Below are 16,808 nucleotides of genomic sequence, written 5' to 3'. Positions count from 1 at the left end.
TGATCCGTAGCGGCTGCGTCCCGGCAGGGTCGCCGCGTGCGCGCACGCTGTTCGTCCGGTTCTTGGAATTTCATTCGTCGCTCCGTCTTGCTTCTCTTGCGAATCGCCAGTCACGAATCACCAACTCCGGCTGTCAGCTGATCGTCCCGACCAGCTTCAGCCGCTTGTCCTCGGGCACTTCCGTGTAGGCCAGCACCGAGAGCGAGGGCACGCTGTGGCGGACCAGCCGCGCCAGCGCGGCTCGGACCGTGCCTGGCACCAGCACCACCGCCGGTTCGTTGCTGGCTTCCTGCCGGCCCGCGCAATCGGCCAGGCTCTGCTGCAGCCGTTCCGCCAGGCCAGGTTCCAGCGCGGCGCCCGAGCCCTGCGCGGAATCCTGCAAGACCCGTTCCAGCGCCGGCGCCAGGGTGAAGACCGGCAGCTCGGGCGACATGCCCGCGATCTCCTGGACGATGAAGCGGCCCAGTGCGGTGCGCACCGCAGCGGTGAGCTGCGCCGGTTCCTGGCCCTGCGCGGCGTGCTCCACCAGCGATTCGACGATCCGGCGCAGCTGCCGCAGCGGAATGCGCTCGACCAGCAGGTTCTGCAGCACCCGCACCACCACCGAGAGCGGCAGCGCCTTCGGGGTGAGGTCTTCGACCAGCTTCGGCGCGCTCTTGGCCAGGGTCGCCAGCAGCTGCTGCACCTCCTCGTGGCCGAGCAGCTCCGGAGCCTGCTCGCGCACCAGGTGCGAGAGATGGGTCGCCATCACGGTGGCAGGATCGACCACCGTGTAGCCGAGCGACTCGGCGTGGCTGCGCTGGTGCGGCTGGATCCACACCGCATCCAGGCCGAACGCCGGGTCCTTGCCGGGCACGCCCTCGATGGCGCCGAACGCCCCGCCCGGGTCGAGCGCCAGCAGGCGGTCGGGATGGACCTCGGCGGTGGCCACCGGCACCCCGTGCACCAGCAGGCGGTAGCCGGACGGCGGCAGTTCGAGGTTGTCGCGGATGTGGACCGGCGGGATCAGGAAACCGATGTCCTGGGTGAGCTTGCGCCGCACCGCCTTGATCCGCGCCATCAGTTCGCCGCCCTGGGCCTTGTCGACCAGGGGGATCAGCCGGTAGCCCACCTCCAGGCCCAGCGGGTCCACGGGCCGCAGTTCGTCCCAGCCCAGCTCGGCGGGCCCGGACTGGTCGGGCGCAGGCAGCGCCGGATCGTTGGCGGCCTGTTCGGCGTCGAGTGCCCGGCGCCGCATCTTCCAGGCCGCGTAGCCGGTGATCGCGGCGAGCGTCAGGAAAGCGACGTTGGGCATGCCCGGCACCACCCCGACCACGAACAGGATGCCTGCCGCGATCGCCAGCGCGCGGTACTGGCCGAACACCTGGCCGGTCATGGCGCCGCCCATGTCCTCGCTGCGGGAGGCGCGCGTGACCAGCAGCGCCACCGCCGAGGACACCAGCAGCGCCGGCAGCTGTGCCACCAGGCCGTCGCCGATCGAGAGCAGCACGTAGGTGGAGGCCGCATCCGAGGCGGACATGCCGTGGCTCATCACGCCGATCGCGACGCCCCCGATCAGGTTGATGAACAGGATCAGGATGCCGGCGATGGCGTCGCCCCGCACGAACTTGCTCGCGCCGTCCATCGCGCCGTAGAAGTCGGCCTCCTGACGGACCTCCTCGCGGCGCGCCTTGGCCTCGTCGCGGGTGAGCATGCCGGCGTTGAGGTCGGCGTCGATCGCCATCTGCTTGCCGGGCATCGCGTCGAGGATGAAGCGCGCGGTCACCTCGGAGACGCGCCCGGCGCCCTTGGTCACCACCACGAAGTTGATGATGGTGAGGATCGCGAACACCACCAGCCCGACCGCGTAGTCGCCGCCGATCACGAACTCGCCGAAAGCCTCGATCACGTGGCCGGCCGCGGCGCTGCCCTCGTGGCCGTTGAGCAGGATCACCCGCGTCGAGGCGACGTTGAGCGCCAGCCGCAGCATCGTGGTCACCAACAGCACGATCGGGAAGATGCTGAAGTCCAGCGGCCGCTTGACGTTGATCACCGCCAGCAGCACCACCAGCGACAGCGCGATGTTGAAGCTGAACAACGCATCGAGCACCGGAGTCGCCAACGGCACCACGATCATCGCCAGCAGCGCCAGCACCAGCAGCGGCGCGCCCAGGCCCTGGCGCAGCAGGGTGAGAACGCGCTGGGCATTCATCGGCGAGGCGGCGGCGCTCATCGCGCGGCTCCGCCGTGCTCGTCGACATCGACCTCGCTCAGCCGCGGCTGCGGGCCGGTACCTGGGCGCCAGCTGCGCAGCTGGTAGACGTAGGACAGCACCTGGGCGACGGCGGCGTACAGTCTCACGGGAATCTCCTGGCCGATCTGGCCTTCCCGATACAAGGACCGTGCCAGCGGCGGCGCCGAGACCAGTGCGATCCGGTGGCGCTCGCCCACCTCGCGGATGCGCATGGCCATCTCGTCGACGCCCTTGGCCACGATCCGCGGCGCACGCATGCTGCCGCCGTCGTACTTCAGGGCCACCGCGTAGTGGGTCGGGTTGACCACGATCACGTCGGCGGTGGGGACGTCCTCCATCATCCGCCGCTGCGACATCTGGTGCTGCAGCTGGCGGATCCGGCCCTTGACCTCGGGCTTGCCCTCGACCTCCTTCAGCTCCTCGCGCAGTTCCTGGCGGGTCATCTTCAGCTTCCGCCGCCAGTTCCACTTCTGGTAGGGCGCGTCGACCGCCGCCAGCAGCAGCAGCGCCGCGGCGGTGGCCAGGAGCATGCTCATGGCGAAGCCCAGGCCGCTGCGCACCGCCTGCTCGACCGGCTGGTTCAGCATCGAACGCAGCAGCCGCATGCCGGGCCACATGCACAGCACGGCGGCGCCGCCGACCAGCAGCACGCGCAGCAGCGACTTCACCAGCTCGGCCAGGCCTTCCGGGCCGTAGATGCGCTTCAGCCCGGCCATCGGGTCGAGGCGCTTGAAATCCGGGACCAGCGACTTGCTGGCGAACTGCAGACCACCCATCAGCACCGGGGCGGCGAAGCCGGCGACCAGCGCCACCGCCATCAGCGGCGCCATCGCCAGCATCAGCCGCAGCAGCAGCAGCCCGGTGTGCCCGAACAGTTCCATGGGCGCGTCGCGCAGCGCCAGGTCGGGGGTGAGCGCGGCCTGCATCCACCCCAACGCGCCACGCGCCATCATGCCCCCGCTCGCCAGCAGCGCCAGCACCGCCGCGCCGAAGACCGCGGCGGTGGCCAGCTCGCGCGAGCGCGGGACGTCGCCCTTCTCGCGCGCCTCGCGCAGGCGCTTTTCGCTGGGCTGTTCGGTCTTTTCCTGGCCGTTTTCGTTCTCGGCCATGGCCGGGCGTCCTGCGGGTGGGGGGCGCCACCTCGATGCAAGCGCCGTACCAGGCCCGCGTCGTCCGCCATGCCGCTAGCGCCGATGACGCCGGTTCACGGCAAGGGGCCGGGGTCGCACGCACGCGACGGCGCCCCAGGCGCACCTCGGGGATGCCCAGCCGGCGGCGAGCGCCGAGGCGTCCCGCAAGGGCATCGCGCAAAGGCGGTCCGGCGCGAGCGCCGTGGCGGGCCGCCGCGGCCCGCGCCGGCGCCCGGCTCAGGGCGCGTAGACGCGCGCCGAGGCGTCGAACGCCTGGTCGAACAGCCGCTGCACCGGCGGGCCCAGTTCGCCGGCCAGCAGCGCCAGCAGGAACATGCCCAGCAGCACCGCCACCGGCAGCCCGAGCTGGATCGGGTTGAGCGCGGGAGCGGCGCGCGCCAGCACCCCGAACGCGAGATTCGAGGCCAGCATCGCCACCATCACCGGCAGCGCCAGGCCGAGCGCGCCGCGCAGCACCGCGGAGAAGAACGCCGGCGCCACCTCCAGCATCGCCTGGGCGTCGGGCAGGGCGCTACCGATCGGCAGCGCCTCGTAGCTGCGCACCAGCAGCGCGATCATCGCCAGGTGGCCGTTGGCGGCGAAGAACAGCAGCCCGAAGGCCATGTAGAACCATTGCCCGATCACGCCGGAGTTGACCCCGCGCAGCGGGTCGCTCATCTGCGCGAACGCCAGGCCGGTGCCCTGCGAGATCAGCTCGCCGGCCAGCGCGCCGGCCTCGAACACCAGCCGCAGCATGAAGCCCATCGCCACCCCGATCGCCAGCTCGCGGGCAACGGTGAGCACGGTGGCGGCGTCGAAACCGGTCCAGGCCGGCACCGGCGGCAGGATCGGCGCCAGTGCCGCGGCCAGGGTCAGCGATGCCAGCACCCGGATCCGCGCGGGAAGCGCGCGGGTGCCGATCAGCGGCATCGCCATCAGCAGCGCGCCGACCCGCAGCCCGGTCCACAGCAGTGCGCCGATCATCGCGAAGGCCTGCTGGCCGTCGATGGCCATCGCGGTGGCGGTATCCATCCTGGCCTAGCCGATCAGGTGCGGGATCCGCTGAAACAGCGTGATCGTGTAGTCGACCAGGTAGATCAGCAGGAAGCTGCCGAGCGCGAACAGCGCTGCGGTCAGCGCCGCCGCTTTGGCGACGAAGGCGATGGTCGGCTCGTTGAGCTGGGTGGCGGCCTGAACCACGCCGACCACCACGCCGACCACCAGCACCGTCATCAGCAGCGGCCCGCCGACCCACAAGGCCACCTGCAGTCCAAGGCGGAGTTCGGTGAGGGCGAGTTCCGGAGTCATCAGTTGAAACTCGCCGCCAGCGTGCCGACCGTCAGCACCCAGCCGTCGACCAGCACGAACAGCAGGATCTTGAACGGCGCCGAGATCAGCATCGGCGAGAGCATCATCATGCCCATCGACATCAGCACGCTGGCGACCACCAGGTCGATGATGATGAAGGGGATGAAGATCAGGAAGCCGATCTCGAACGCGGTCTTCAGCTCGCTGGTCACGAACGAGGCCACCAGCACCTGGAACGGCACGTCGGCAGGTCCCGCGTAGGTATCGTGGCCGGCCAGGCCCGCGAAGGTCATCAGATCGGTCTCCCGCACCTGCGCCAGCATGAAGGCGCGCAGCGGTTCGGTGCCCAGGGTCCAGGCGGCACGGAAGTCGATCTCGCCGTTGAGGTATGGGCCGAAGCCGGCGCTCCACGCCTGTTCCCACACCGGCGTCATCACCAGCGCGGTGAGGAACAGCGCCAGCCCCACCAGCACCTGGTTGGAAGGCGTCTGGCCGGTTCCGAGCGCCTGGCGCAGCAGGCCGAGCACGATGATGATGCGGGTGAACGCGGTCAGCACCAGCAGCAGCGACGGGATCAGGGTGATCGCCGTCATCAGCAGCAATGTCTGCAGCGGCAGGCTCACCGGCTGCTCGCCGATGCTGGCCACGGTGATGTCGGGCAGCGCCGGCAGCTGCGGCGCCGCGGCGGGCGCCGCCATCGACAGCAGCGGCACGGCGAGCAGGATCAGCCCGGCGAGGGCGGGCAGGGTGCGGCGGAACATGTCAGGACCCCTTGCGCAGCCGCTGGGCCAGCAGCTGGGAAAACTCGGGAAGCTTCTTGAACTGCGGCATTTGCGGCGCGGGCGCCTCGGGCAGCGGTTGCGCCAGCCGGTGCAGGGCGCTCACCGTGCCGGGGCCGACGCCCAGCAGCAGCTGCTCGTCTCCGACCTGCACCACCACCGCGCGCTCCTTGGCGCCCAGCTGCAAGCTGGCGACGATGCGCAGGCCTTCGGCCTGGCGGAAGCCGCCGCCGGGCATGCGCTTGAGCAGCCAGGCCAGGCCGAGGATCAGGCCCAGCACCAGCACCAGGGCGAAGAACCCGCCGATCAGGCCGGGACCCGCCGGCGCATGCGCGCCGACCCGGGCGGCTGCCGGCGCGGCGGCGGCGCCGGCGGTGGCAACGGCAAGGATCACCGCAGCCTCCGGATCCGTTCGCTCGGGCTGACCACGTCGGTCAGGCGCACGCCGAAGCGGTCGTTGATCACCACCACCTCGCCGTGTGCGATCAGGGTGCCGTTGACGTAGACGTCGAGCGGCTCGCCGGCGCCGCGCTCCAGCTCGATCACCGAGCCGCGGTTGAGCTGCAACAGGTTGCGGATCGGCATGCGGGTCCGGCCCACCTCCAGCGACAGCGCCACCGGCACGTCGAGGATCATGTCCAGGCTCAGGTCCTGGGCCTCGGCGCTGGCGTCGGGCTGCAGGTCTTCGAACCGGGCGGGGGTGGCGCCCAGGGCGTCGTTGGGATTCATGCTGTGGTTTCCTGGATGTCCGGAAGGCGTGCCGGCTCGGTGCCGGGGGGGCGGGTGGCGACGATCTTCACCACGTTGTTGCCGTTGGCGGTGCCGAACTCGCCGGTGAAGACCGGGATGTTCTCCACGCACACCGGCACGTGGCGCGGCAGGTCGATCGGCAGGATGTCGCCGACCTTCAGGCGGGTGAGCTGGCGCAGGTCGATGCGCTTCTTCGCCAGCACGCTGGAGACCGTCACCTCGGCGCTCTGCAGCTGCTCGCGCAGCATCTCGTTCCAGCTGTCGTCGCGGTCGATGCGGTCGCTCTGGATGCCGGCGTCGAGCAGCTCGCGGATCGGCTCGAGCATCGAGTAGGGCAGGGTGATGTGGATCTCGCCGCCGCCGCCCTCGAGCTCCACGTGGAAGCGGCTGACCACCACGTACTCGCGGGGGGTGACGATGTTGGCGAAGTGCGGGTTGACCTCGGAATTGATGTAGTCGAACTGCACATCCAGCACCGGCGCCCAGGCCTCGGCCAGGTCGGCGAAGGTCTGCTTGAGCATCAGCTGGATCACCCGCATCTCGGTGGGGGTGAACTCGCGCCCCTCGATCCGGGTGGGGTAGCGGCCGTCGCCGCCGAAGAAGTTGTCGACCACGCTGAAGACGAGCTTGGGTTCGAACACGATCAGCCCGGTGCCGCGCAGCGGCTTGAAGCGGATCAGGTTGAGGTTGGTCGGGACGTAGAGCTGGTGCAGGTAGTCGCCGAACTTGACCAGCTCGATGCCGCGCACCGACAGGTCGGCGGAGCGGCGGATCAAGTTGAACAGGCCGATGCGCCAGAGCCGCACGAAGCGCTCGTTGACCATCTCCAGGGTCGGCATGCGGCCGCGGATGATCCGGTCCTGGCTGGCGAAGTCGTAGGAGGCGACCTCGCCGGGAGCGGGCTCCGGCTCGGTGTCGACGACACCGGAGTCCACGCCGTGGAGCAGCGCGTCGATCTCGTCCTGGGAGAGCAGGTCGTTGCTCATGGAAGGCCTATTGGGTGACGAAGCTGGTGAACAGAAGCGCGTCGGCGCCGGGGCGGCCGGTCTCGGCCTCGAGCAGCTTCCGCACCTCGGCCAGGGCGGCGGCCTGCAGGCGCTCGCGACCGGCGCGGTCGGCGATGCCCGCGCTGGTCTGCTGCGAGAACAGCATCAGCAGGTGGGCGCGGATCGCCGGGGCGTGCTGCTTCAGCTCGGCGAACGCGACCGGGTCGCGGGTCATCAGCTGGACCTCGACCTGCAGGTAGCGCGGTCCGCCGGCGGGGCCGGCCAGGTTGACCACGAACGCGGGCTCGAGCGGGAAATACTGGGCCGGCGCCGGCAGCGCGGCGGCCGGATCGGGCTCGGCGCCACGCGAGAGCAGGAACCAGGCGGCCCCGGCGGCGATGGCGGCGGCCGCGACGGCGGCCACGATGATGATCAGGCGCTTGCGGCCGCCCTTCTTCTTCGGTTCGGCGGTCTGGGGCTTGGCGGAGTCTGCAGCGGCGGCCACGTCGGGATCTCTTTGCGGGGACTGGCGGACAGATGCAATCGGCGTGCCGCGGCGGCGGCGGGTTTCCGGCGGCGCGCGCCCGGGCCGGGATCGCGCGGCGGATTCCGGGGCGGGCCGGCTCCGCGGCGCGGCTGGGGCCGCCGTGGAGCGCGGCGATGCCGGTGTCGCGGCGGAATCCCGTCGCCGGCAATCGCGCTCGCGCCACCGGAATCTTCAGTGGCGCCGGATCGCCCGCACCATCGCCGACCCGCCCGGCGCTCCCGCGGCCTTCGCGGCCATGGGCCGCTCCTGCAGGTGTCCGTCCGCCGATCGCGAACGTGTTCGAGTCGGGGCAAGGCCGTCGTCCGTAGGCGCGTGCCATGCACGCGAAAGCCGGCGCGGGCGGCCGACGCCCGGCATCACCGCCAATCCCGACCGCGGCTCCCGCGGCCTTCGCGGCCATGGGCCACGCCTGCGGATCAGGCGCCGGGACTCAGGCGTAGGCGTCGAGCAGGCCGCGGGCGGCCAGGGCCGCCGGCAAGGGCGGCTGCGGCGCGCCGTCTTCGCCGCCGTTGCCGGCGCCGGTCCCATCGGCCCGCTGGCGCGCGGAGGCGCCGTCCTGCCGCGACTGCTGTCCCACGTCGGCGTGGGCCAGCTGGAAACCGTGGGCGCCGAGCATCTCGCGCAGGCGCGGCAGGCTCGCTTCCAGGGCCTGGCGGACCTCGGCCTGGGCGCTGCTGAAGTCGGCGCTGACGCGGTCGCCGTCCAGGCGCAGCCGCACCTCGATCGGACCGAGGTCGTGCGGGGTGATGCGGATCTGGGCGTGGCCGATCTTCTGGTCGGCCAGCCACTGCAGGCGGGTGCCGACCGATTCGGCGAAATCGTCGCCGTGCAGGTCCGGGGTCGGGGTGGGCGGGGCGGGCGCCACCGCCAGCGAATCGCGGGCCGGTTGCACCGGCGTCGCCGCTGCGACCAGGAACGACGGCGCGGGCGCGTCGCCGTCGCCACCCGCGCTGGCGAGCGCGAGCGGTTCGAGCGCCAGGGGCGCGGACGGCTCGGCGGCCGCCGCAGCCTGCGCCTGGACGGCGGCGGCGGTCTGGACCGCGGCGGCCAGTGCGCCCGGCATCGGGTTGCCCGGCGGCGCCGGCATCGCCGCCGCCGGCGCGACCCGGGCATCGCCGTTGCCGGCGCCCGCCGCGGCCAATTGCGACCATGCCGCGGCGGCGGCGGCGTCGACCCCGGCGCCTTGGTCGCCAGGCGTGGCAGCCGGCGCAAGCGTGATCAGCCCCAGCGCCGCCAGGCCCTGCGGAGGCCAGGGTGCGGGCGCCTCGGCGGCGAACGCCGCCGCGCCGGCGGCGGTCTCGGCCGCTTCCTGCTCGGCGGGCAGGCCGTCGCGCGCCTGCGCGGCACCCGTGGCCGGTTCTCCGGTCCCCGGGTCGGCTCGCTCGGCGCGCGCCTGCGCGCCGGCAGTTTCGCTTCGGCGCGCGTGCGCCTCGCGGCCGCCGCCGGGGGTTTCGGCGCGCTGCTCCTGCCCGCGGTCGATCATCTTCTCGAACGGGCGCTCGCCGGTGTCGCCACCGCCGTCCTGGCGGGCGCCGGGGCCGCGGGTCTGGCCGGTCGCGGCGGGGGCCAGGGGGTCGAGGCCGGGCATGTTCATCACTGGTTTTCCTCGTTGGCGGCGATCGCCAGCGCACGCACGCGCCGCGCGCCCAGATCGTCCATCTCGCGCTGGCTGCGGCGCTCGTCGACCTGGCGCTCCTGGGCGCGGTAGCTGGCCGCGAGCTGCTCGAGCACCTGCTTGTCGCGACTGGCCAGCAGCAGGCGGGCACGCTCCACCTCGACCGTGCGGCGGGTGTTGTCCACGGTGCGGCTCTGCTGCTCCACCGCGCTCTGCAGCCGCTCCAGGAACGCGCGGTGGTTGGCCAGCTGCGCCGGGCTGGTCGCGGCGTTGCCGTTGTTGCCGTACTCGTCGGCATAGCGGCGCAGTTCCTCCAGCCGCTGTTCGTGCAGCGCCAGTGCGCGCTGGCGTTCGGCGAGGTCGCGGGCGACCGCGTCCTCGTGCTCCTGGGCGCGCAGCAGCAGCGGATCGATACGTCGGGACTGCATCATGCGGGGACGTCCTGGGCTGAAGCGGATGGCGTCGCGGGCGGCGCGGGTTCGAGCAGCCCGGCGAGCGCGGCGCGGCTGTGGTCGAGGTCGGCGGCGTGGGCCACGTCCTGGCCAAGGAAGGCCATGATCTCGGGCCAGCGCTCCAGCGCCTCGTCCACGGCCGGATCGCCGCCGCGCTGGTAGGCGCCGATGGCGATCAGGTCGCGGTGGCCGTTGTAGGCCGAGACCAGACGCTTGAGCGCGCGGATGCGGCCGCGCCAGGCCTCGTCGGCGATCTCGGTGACCACGCGGCTGACCGAGGCCTCGACGTCGATCGCCGGGTACAGGCCGGCGTCGGCGATCCGACGCGACAGCAGGATGTGGCCATCGAGGATCGCGCGGGCGGCGTCGGCGATCGGGTCCTGCGGATCGTCGCCCTCGGTGAGCACGGTGTAGAACGCGGTGATCGAGCCGCGCCCGGCGGCGCCGTTGCCGGCGCGTTCCACCAGCGCCGGCAGCCGCGCGAACACCGAGGGCGGATAGCCGCGGGTGGTCGGCGGTTCGCCCACCGACAGGCCGATCTCGCGCTGCGCCTGGGCGAAGCGGGTCAGCGAATCCATCAGCAGCAGCACGTTCAGGCCCTGGTCGCGGAACCACTCGGCGATCGCCGTGGCGCGGTAGGCGCCCTGCAGGCGCGCCAACGGCGGGCGGTCGGCGGGGGCGGCGACCACCACGGCGCGGCGCAGGCCTTCCTCGCCCAGGGTGGTCTCGACGAAGTCGCGCACCTCGCGGCCGCGTTCGCCGATCAGGCCGACCACGATCACGTCGGCGGCGGTATAGCGCGTCATCATCCCCAGCAGCGTCGACTTGCCGACACCGGAGCCGGCGAACAGGCCGACGCGCTGGCCGCGGCCGATCGGCAGCAGCGCATTGATCGCGCGCACCCCGACATCGAGCGGCTGGATGATCGGCTCGCGCGCCAGCGGGTTGATGGTCTGGCCGGCCAGGCCCACCGTGGCCTCCGACCGCAGCGGGCCCTTGCCGTCCAGCGGCACGCCGTCGCTGTCGATCACCCGTCCCAGCAGGCCTTCGCCGACCTCGACCCGGCCACGCCGGCGCAGCGGCACCACCCGGGCGTTGGGCAGCAGGCCGTGCAGCTCGGCGCTGGGCATGAGATAGATGCGCTCGCCGGCGAACCCGACCACCTCGGCGTCGACCCAGCCGCCATCGGCGACCTCGACCCGGCAGGTGGCGCCCAGTGGCGCCTCGCAGCCGACCGCCTCCAGGGTCAGCCCGACCGCGCGGCGCAGGATGCCCTCGCGGATCAGGCCGCGGCCGGCGGCCGGATCGGGACCGGTGCCGCCGAGGCGCGCGGCCAGCCGCAGGTTGCGCGCGGCCAGCCAGTCGGCGGGGACCGCGGCGGCGGCGGGGACGGCGCTCACGCTCGCGCCCCGGCGCGATGGATCACGGTCTCGAGCGCGCCACGCAGGCGCGCCTCCAGGGTGCCGTCGATCCGCACGCTCTCGGCATGCACGCGCAGGTCGCCGCGGGCCAGGGCGTGGTCGGCGACCAGCCGGGTGGCCGGCAGCAGCGACAGCACCGGGGTGAGCGCGGCGATGTCGTCCGGATGCAGGCGCACCTCGACGTCCCGGCCGGCGCCGCCGACCGCATCGACCGCTTCGCCGACCAGTTCCGACAACAGCATCGGGTCGGCCTGGTAGGCGCGGCCGACCAGGCTGCCGGCGATGCGTACCGCCAGCTCGCCGAGCGCCGCGACCACCTCGCCCTCGAGGCGGGCGAGCGGGCGCGAGAAATTGTCGAGGATGCCCTCGATCTGCGCGGTCAGACGCCGCACCTCGGCCTGGCCGTGGGCGAAGCCCTCGGCGTGGCCGGCCGCCAGGCCGGCCGCGTGACCCTCGTTGCGCGCGTCCTCGGCGATCTGCTGGATTTCCTCCAGGGTCGGCGGCCGCGGGATCTCCCGCTCGCGCTGCGCGACCGAGGTGTCCGCGCCGGCATCCATGGCCGGTGCCAGCCAGCGCACCGCAGCGCTCATACCAGTTCCTCGGCGGCGCCGCCGCTCAGGGCGATGGCGCCCTCGTCGGACAGGCGCCGCACGATCGCGAGGATCTCCTTCTGCGCGCCCTCCACGTCGGACAGGCGCACCGGTCCGCGCGCCTCCATGTCCTCGACCAGGATCTCGGCGGCGCGTTGCGACATGTTCTTGGTGATCTTGTCGCGGACCTTGGTGTCGGCGCCGCGCAGGGCGATGCCGAGACGCTCGCCGTTGACCTCGCGCAGCACGATCTGCAGTTCGCGGTCGTCGAGATCGACCAGGTCGTCGAACACGAACATCAGGTCCTGGATGCGCTGGCCGAGCTGCTGGTCGACCTTGTTGATCGCGCCCAGGATCGACTGGTCCTGCCCGGAATCCATGAAATTGAGGATGTTGGCGGCGACCTTCACCCCGCCGACGTTCGACGACTTGAGGTTCTGGTTGCCGGCGAACTGCCGCTCCATGATCTCGTTGAGCTCGTTGAGGGCGTTGGGCGGGATGCCGTCGAGGGTGGCGATGCGCAGCAGCACGTCGGCGCGGGTGCGTTCGGGCATCAGCTGCAGGGTCTCGGCGGCCTGGTCGCTGTCCAGGTGCGAGAGCACGATGGCGATGATCTGCGGGTGCTCGTTGCGGATCAGGTCGTAGATCGCGCGCGGATCCATCCACTTCAGCGTGTCCAGCCCGGTGGTGTTGCGGCCCAGCAGGATGCGGTCGATGAGCCCGCCGGCCTTGTCGGCCCCGAGCGCCTGGATCAGCACGTTGCGGATGTAGTCGTCGGCGCCGACGCCGAGCGAGGTCTGGCGCTCCAGCTCGCCCTTGAAGTCGTCCATCACCCCGAGCACCTGCTCGCGGGTCACGCCGCTCATGGTGGCCATGGCCAGGCCGAGCTTCTGCACTTCCTTGGCCGCCATGTGCTTGAGCACCTCGGCGGCGTCGGCCTCGCCCAGCGAGAGCAGCAGCACCGCGGCGCGCTGGACCCCGGTCATGCCTGCGGTACTAGACTGCGGCTTCATTGCCCAACCATCCCTTCACCACCTGGGCGACCTGCTTTGAATCGGTCTTCACCGCCTCGCGCGCGTGGCGCAGGCGATCGTCGTAGGCGTCCGAGGGCAGGGCGATGGTCTGGGTCGCGGCGATCTTCGCAGTGTCCTCGGCCAGGCCGGGCACCTCGTCCTCGACCACGCTCGCCTCCTCGGTGGCACCCGGCTTGCGCTTGCCCGGCGTGGGGTCGCTGATCTGCCGCACCGCTGGCCGAACCACCCCGAACAGCAGCGCCAGCACCACCAGCGCGCCCACCGCCAGCCGGGCGATGTCGCGCACTCGCGGGTCCTGCCACCAGCTGCCGTCGGTCTCCGGATCGTCTGCCTGCTCGCGCACGAACGGCGCGTTCATCACCGACACGGTGTCGCCGCGCTCCTCGCTGAAGCCGACCGCCTGGCGCACCAGCGCCTCGATGCGCTGCAGCTCGGCTTCGCTGAGGGGCTGCAGCTCGGTCTTGCCCTCGGCGCCGGGGCGGGGCACGTGGTCGACCAGCACCGCGGCGCTGACGCGGCGGATCCGGCCGGGCGGCTGGCGGGTGTGCTGCAGGGTGCGGTCCAGCTCGAAGTTGCGGGTGGCGCTGCGCGAGACGTCGCGCGGCGCGCCGCCGGCCGCCGCGGCGGCGGCTTCCTCGGCCGCGGCCGCCTCGCCCGCGGCCATCACGGCCTCGGGCACGTTGCTGGCGGCGCCGGGCACGCCCTCGGGCCCCTCGGCGCTCGCGGTGGAGTTCTCGCTGACCTGCTCGCTGCGCAGCTTCTGCGGGTCGGCGTCGAACAGTTCGCGCGCCTCCTCGGTGACCGAGAAGTCCATGTCCACGGTGACCTCGGCGTTGACCCGGCCGGGCCCGGTCATCGGCTCGAGCAGCTCGCGGATGCGCTGGTTGAACGAGGTTTCCTGGCGCCGCACCTGCTCGAACTGCAATGCGCTCAGCGCCGACTCGCTGTCGCCGCCGGCTTCGCTGAGCAGGCGGCCGTTCTGATCGACCACGGTGACGCGCTCCGGGGCGAGGTCCGGAATGCTGGAGGCCACCAGGTGGACGATGGCGTCGACCTGGCTGCCCTCCAGGCGGGTGCCGCTGCGCAGGTCGAGCACCACCGAGGCGCTCGCCACCTCGCGTTGGCGGGTGAAGGCGCTGGGCTTGGGGATCGCCAGGTGCACCCGGGCGTCGCGCACCGAGCGCAGGGTGCCGATGGTGCGCACCAGCTCGGTTTCCAGCGCGTGCTGGTAGCGGGCGGTCTCGACGAACTGGCTGACCCCGAAACCGGGGTCGCGCTCCATCAGCTCGAAGCCGAGCCGGCCGCTGTCGGCCACGCCGGAGCCGGCAAGCTTCAGCCGCGCGTCGTGGACGTGTTCCTCCGGCACCGAGATGGCGCCGCTGGCCTGGTCGATGCGGAACGGGATCTGCGCGGTGCGCAACAGGTCGGTGGCCTCGGCGGTGGCCTGCGCGTCGAGGCCGGCGTACAGCGGGGTGTACTGGGGCTTCTGCGACCAGAAGAACACCGTCAGACCGATCGCGACCGCCGCGGCGAGCAGCAGCATCTTGCCCAGGCGCCGCGCCAGCTGCATCTCCTGCAGCCGGTCGAGCACCCGCACGGCCTTGTCGCCGGCCTTGCCGGCATCGAACGTATCCCTGGAGAGCGAAATGGCCATGTGCGATCAGGTCCGGTCGGTTACAGCGGCATGTTCATGACGTCCTGGTACGCCTGTACCAGTCGGTTGCGCACTTCCACGGTGGCGCGGAACGCCACCTGCGACTGCTGGGCGGCGACCATTACCTTGGCCAGGTCCGCCCCCGGTTCGCCCAGTTCGAACGCCCGCACCAGCTCGCCGGTGCGGTGCTGCGCGGCGTTCACCCCCTCCATCGCCCCGCGCAGGGTCTCGCCGAAGCTGGCGCGGCCCGGCTGCTGGACCTGGCCCGGGGCGCCGGCCCCGCCGATCCCACCGGGGCCGCCGATCGCGTCGCCGCGGGGGGCGTCGGCCACCCGCGCCGGGACCGCCTGGCCCATCTGGGTCTGGTAGCTGCGGATCTGGGAGAGGACGGAATCGACCGAATAGCTCATGGGTTGACCGGGACACGGTGGCGTCGCGCTGAACGATGCAATTCGCGTGCCGCGGCCGCGCCGGGATCATGACGCGGCTCAGGCCTCGGCCAGTTCCCCGTTCTCGCGCTCGATCCCGTACTTGCGCAGCTTCTCGGCCAGGGTGGTGCGGCGCAGGCCCAACAGCTGGGCGGCGTGCGCCACGACCCCCTCCGTGCGCTCCAGCGCCTCGCGGATCAGGCCCAGCTCGATCCTGGCCATGTGGTCGCGCAGGTCGATGCCGTCCTCGGGCAGGCCCGCGGCCGGCTCGGCGGCCCCCACCGGCTCCGGCGCCTGCCCGGCTTCCGCGGTGGGGACCGCTGCCGGCGCGTCGGCGACGTGCTCGCGGTAGCGCTGCGGCAGGTCCTGCACCCGCACCAGCCCGCCCGGGTTGAGCACCGCGAGGCGCTCGACCAGGTTGGCCAGCTCGCGCACGTTGCCCGGCCAGGCATAGCCGGCAAGGACGGTGAGCGTCTCCGAGGCGAAGCGGACCTCGCCGCGGCCGCTGCGGCCCAGCTGCGCGGCGATGGTGGTCACCAGCGCCGGCAGATCGTCGCGGCGGTCGCGCAGCGAGGGCATCTCGATCGGGAACACGTTGAGGCGGTAGAACAGGTCCTCGCGGAACTGGCCGTCGCCGATCCGCGCCTCGAGGTTGCGGTGGGTGGCGGCGATCACCCGCACGTTGCACTTGATGGTCTGGTTGCCGCCGACGCGCTCGAAGCAGCGCTCCTGCAGCACCCGCAGCAGCTTGACCTGCATCGGCAGGCTCATGTCGCCGATCTCGTCCAGCAGCAGGGTGCCGCCCTCGGCCATCTCGAAACGGCCCTTGCGGGCGGTCAGGGCGCCGGTGAACGCGCCTTTCTCGTGGCCGAACAGTTCGCTCTCCAGCAGTTCGGGCGGGATCGCGCCGCAGTTGATCGCCACGAACGGACCGTCGCGGCGCGGCGACTGCTGGTGGATGGCGCGCGCGGCCACCTCCTTGCCCGTGCCGGACTCGCCCAGCACCAGCACGGTGGTGTCGAAGCCGGCGACCTGGTCGATCATCCGCCGCAGGCGCTGCACCGCGGCGCTGTCGCCGGTGGGGCCGCCGCCCTGGTCGACACCGGCCTGGTGCTCGGCGTCCAGGCGCTTGAGGCTGGCGCGGCGCAGCAGCGCCTCCAGCTGGGCGTGGCGCAGCGGCTGGTCCAGCGCCCACACGCCGGCCTCGTGCAGCCCCTGGGCCTTGGCGAAGCCGGCCGGCTCGTCCTGCAGCAGCAGGACCGGCGGCGGCAGCGCCGAGGCCGACAACCAGGCGAAGAAGCCGCGCGCCGCGGCGCCGTCCTCCAACCCCCCGACCACCAGCGCCATCCATTCGCCGGGGCGATGACGGGCGGTGGGGATGTCGGCGATGTCCGCCACCCAGCGCGGCTTCATGTCCATGAACTCCAGCAGGGTGCAGACGCGCTCGGCGCGCTCGGCGTCGTTGTCGATCACCAGGATGCGGGGCTCGCTCATGACGCTTCACCTCTGTGCAGGCCTTCCAGGATCGGCATGACTTCCTGGATGTAGGAGAGTTTGCTGACGAAGTTGTCGGCGCCGGCGCGCATCGCGTGCTCGCGGTGCTCGGCGTCGTCGAAGTGGCTGGCCACGACGATGTAGGGGGGGTCGTCCTGGGCCTTGATCAGGCGGGTGGCCTGCAGGCCGCCCATCTCCGGCATCGCCAGGTCCATCAGCACGACCGCCGGGCGCAGCGCCTCGGAACGCTCGATCGCCTCCAGGCCGTTGCCGGCGGTGCCCACCACCTGCAGCCAGTCGACCTTGCGGAAGTGGCGCAGGGCGGCGTTGATGAAGCCCTCGTGGTCGTCGACCAGCAGGACCGTGATCGTATTCATCCGGTGGTGT

General features: G+C 72.3%; 18 protein-coding genes. All 18 read right to left on the bottom strand.

The features are described from left to right. Nucleotides 1-133: 133 nt before the first annotated feature. The 18 genes from flhA to QFW77_RS07100 all read right to left on the bottom strand — a co-directional run bounded on the left by flhA (nt 134) and on the right by QFW77_RS07100 (nt 16,798). Nucleotides 134-2,191 (bottom strand): flagellar biosynthesis protein FlhA, encoded by a 2,058-nt coding sequence (gene flhA / locus QFW77_RS07185; RefSeq protein ID WP_280573780.1) that lies wholly within the window; start codon nt 2,189-2,191, stop codon nt 134-136. Nucleotides 2,192-2,208: 17 nt separating this feature from the next. Further along, a complete protein-coding gene (gene flhB, locus QFW77_RS07180; protein ID WP_280573760.1) occupies nt 2,209-3,342 on the bottom strand; it encodes a flagellar biosynthesis protein FlhB in 1,134 nt (377 codons plus the stop codon). A gap of 258 nt (nt 3,343-3,600) precedes the next feature. Further along, the gene (fliR, locus tag QFW77_RS07175; RefSeq protein WP_280573759.1) at nt 3,601-4,395 is read right to left on the bottom strand and encodes a flagellar biosynthetic protein FliR; all 795 of its coding nucleotides are present in this window, start codon (nt 4,393-4,395) and stop codon (nt 3,601-3,603) included. Nucleotides 4,396-4,401: 6 nt separating this feature from the next. Then, nucleotides 4,402-4,671: a flagellar biosynthetic protein FliQ gene (locus QFW77_RS07170; RefSeq protein WP_280573758.1), complete on the bottom strand. Its 270-nt coding sequence runs from the start codon at nt 4,669-4,671 to the stop codon at nt 4,402-4,404. After that, complete coding sequence (fliP, locus tag QFW77_RS07165) at nt 4,671-5,432, bottom strand: flagellar type III secretion system pore protein FliP (RefSeq protein ID WP_280573757.1); 762 nt, start codon at nt 5,430-5,432, stop codon at nt 4,671-4,673. Before fliP ends, QFW77_RS07170 begins: the two co-directional genes overlap by 1 nt. A gap of 1 nt (nt 5,433) precedes the next feature. After that, entirely contained in the window at nt 5,434-5,844 is a 411-nt protein-coding gene (fliO, locus tag QFW77_RS07160; RefSeq protein ID WP_425603289.1) for a flagellar biosynthetic protein FliO, read from the bottom strand. Continuing rightward, nucleotides 5,841-6,179, bottom strand: a complete 339-nt coding sequence (gene fliN, locus QFW77_RS07155; protein WP_280573755.1) for a flagellar motor switch protein FliN — start codon at nt 6,177-6,179, stop codon at nt 5,841-5,843. Before fliN ends, fliO begins: the two co-directional genes overlap by 4 nt. Further along, nucleotides 6,176-7,186, bottom strand: a complete 1,011-nt coding sequence (gene fliM, locus QFW77_RS07150) for a flagellar motor switch protein FliM (protein WP_280573754.1) — start codon at nt 7,184-7,186, stop codon at nt 6,176-6,178. Before fliM ends, fliN begins: the two co-directional genes overlap by 4 nt. 7 nt (nt 7,187-7,193) lie before the next feature. Continuing rightward, complete coding sequence (locus QFW77_RS07145; RefSeq protein WP_280573753.1) at nt 7,194-7,691, bottom strand: flagellar basal body-associated FliL family protein; 498 nt, start codon at nt 7,689-7,691, stop codon at nt 7,194-7,196. 472 nt (nt 7,692-8,163) lie between these two features. After that, nucleotides 8,164-9,327, bottom strand: a complete 1,164-nt coding sequence (locus QFW77_RS07140) for a flagellar hook-length control protein FliK (protein WP_280573752.1) — start codon at nt 9,325-9,327, stop codon at nt 8,164-8,166. After that, the gene (fliJ, locus tag QFW77_RS07135; RefSeq protein ID WP_280573751.1) at nt 9,327-9,779 is read right to left on the bottom strand and encodes a flagellar export protein FliJ; all 453 of its coding nucleotides are present in this window, start codon (nt 9,777-9,779) and stop codon (nt 9,327-9,329) included. Before fliJ ends, QFW77_RS07140 begins: the two co-directional genes overlap by 1 nt. Further along, on the bottom strand, nt 9,776-11,200 hold the full coding sequence (fliI, locus tag QFW77_RS07130) for a flagellar protein export ATPase FliI (RefSeq protein ID WP_280573750.1): 1,425 nt from the start codon (nt 11,198-11,200) through the stop codon (nt 9,776-9,778). Before fliI ends, fliJ begins: the two co-directional genes overlap by 4 nt. Continuing rightward, entirely contained in the window at nt 11,197-11,811 is a 615-nt protein-coding gene (locus QFW77_RS07125) for a FliH/SctL family protein (RefSeq protein ID WP_280573749.1), read from the bottom strand. The genes fliI and QFW77_RS07125 overlap by 4 nt, the downstream gene beginning before the upstream one ends. Next, nucleotides 11,808-12,797: a flagellar motor switch protein FliG gene (gene fliG / locus QFW77_RS07120; protein ID WP_280573778.1), complete on the bottom strand. Its 990-nt coding sequence runs from the start codon at nt 12,795-12,797 to the stop codon at nt 11,808-11,810. The genes QFW77_RS07125 and fliG overlap by 4 nt, the downstream gene beginning before the upstream one ends. A 10-nt stretch (nt 12,798-12,807) precedes the next feature. Then, the gene (gene fliF, locus QFW77_RS07115) at nt 12,808-14,499 is read right to left on the bottom strand and encodes a flagellar basal-body MS-ring/collar protein FliF (RefSeq protein ID WP_280573748.1); all 1,692 of its coding nucleotides are present in this window, start codon (nt 14,497-14,499) and stop codon (nt 12,808-12,810) included. Between the two features lie 20 nt (nt 14,500-14,519). Further along, entirely contained in the window at nt 14,520-14,909 is a 390-nt protein-coding gene (gene fliE, locus QFW77_RS07110) for a flagellar hook-basal body complex protein FliE (protein ID WP_280573747.1), read from the bottom strand. Nucleotides 14,910-14,987: 78 nt separating this feature from the next. Further along, entirely contained in the window at nt 14,988-16,421 is a 1,434-nt protein-coding gene (locus tag QFW77_RS07105; RefSeq protein WP_280573746.1) for a sigma-54 dependent transcriptional regulator, read from the bottom strand. After that, a complete protein-coding gene (locus QFW77_RS07100) occupies nt 16,418-16,798 on the bottom strand; it encodes a response regulator (protein WP_280573745.1) in 381 nt (126 codons plus the stop codon). The genes QFW77_RS07105 and QFW77_RS07100 overlap by 4 nt, the downstream gene beginning before the upstream one ends. Nucleotides 16,799-16,808 lie beyond the last annotated feature (10 nt).

This window comes from Luteimonas endophytica, assembly GCF_029887875.1.
Lineage (GTDB): Bacteria > Pseudomonadota > Gammaproteobacteria > Xanthomonadales > Xanthomonadaceae > Luteimonas > Luteimonas endophytica.
This window is presented reverse-complemented; position numbering and strand designations above follow the sequence as displayed.

What these genes read in the sequence shown, in the direction of transcription:
- flhA (WP_280573780.1), bottom strand. Translation starts at nt 2,191, where the DNA reads ATGAATGCCCAGCGCGTTCTCACCCTGCTGCGCCAGGGCCTGGGCGCG.
- flhB (WP_280573760.1), bottom strand. Translation starts at nt 3,342, where the DNA reads ATGGCCGAGAACGAAAACGGCCAGGAAAAGACCGAACAGCCCAGCGAA.
- fliR (WP_280573759.1), bottom strand. Translation starts at nt 4,395, where the DNA reads ATGGATACCGCCACCGCGATGGCCATCGACGGCCAGCAGGCCTTCGCG.
- QFW77_RS07170 (WP_280573758.1), bottom strand. Translation starts at nt 4,671, where the DNA reads ATGACTCCGGAACTCGCCCTCACCGAACTCCGCCTTGGACTGCAGGTG.
- fliP (WP_280573757.1), bottom strand. Translation starts at nt 5,432, where the DNA reads ATGTTCCGCCGCACCCTGCCCGCCCTCGCCGGGCTGATCCTGCTCGCC.
- fliN (WP_280573755.1), bottom strand. Translation starts at nt 6,179, where the DNA reads ATGAATCCCAACGACGCCCTGGGCGCCACCCCCGCCCGGTTCGAAGAC.
- fliM (WP_280573754.1), bottom strand. Translation starts at nt 7,186, where the DNA reads ATGAGCAACGACCTGCTCTCCCAGGACGAGATCGACGCGCTGCTCCAC.
- QFW77_RS07140 (WP_280573752.1), bottom strand. Translation starts at nt 9,327, where the DNA reads ATGAACATGCCCGGCCTCGACCCCCTGGCCCCCGCCGCGACCGGCCAG.
- fliJ (WP_280573751.1), bottom strand. Translation starts at nt 9,779, where the DNA reads ATGATGCAGTCCCGACGTATCGATCCGCTGCTGCTGCGCGCCCAGGAG.
- QFW77_RS07125 (WP_280573749.1), bottom strand. Translation starts at nt 11,811, where the DNA reads ATGAGCGCTGCGGTGCGCTGGCTGGCACCGGCCATGGATGCCGGCGCG.
- fliG (WP_280573778.1), bottom strand. Translation starts at nt 12,797, where the DNA reads ATGACCGGGGTCCAGCGCGCCGCGGTGCTGCTGCTCTCGCTGGGCGAG.
- fliF (WP_280573748.1), bottom strand. Translation starts at nt 14,499, where the DNA reads ATGGCCATTTCGCTCTCCAGGGATACGTTCGATGCCGGCAAGGCCGGC.
- fliE (WP_280573747.1), bottom strand. Translation starts at nt 14,909, where the DNA reads ATGAGCTATTCGGTCGATTCCGTCCTCTCCCAGATCCGCAGCTACCAG.
- QFW77_RS07105 (WP_280573746.1), bottom strand. Translation starts at nt 16,421, where the DNA reads ATGAGCGAGCCCCGCATCCTGGTGATCGACAACGACGCCGAGCGCGCC.
- QFW77_RS07100 (WP_280573745.1), bottom strand. Translation starts at nt 16,798, where the DNA reads ATGAATACGATCACGGTCCTGCTGGTCGACGACCACGAGGGCTTCATC.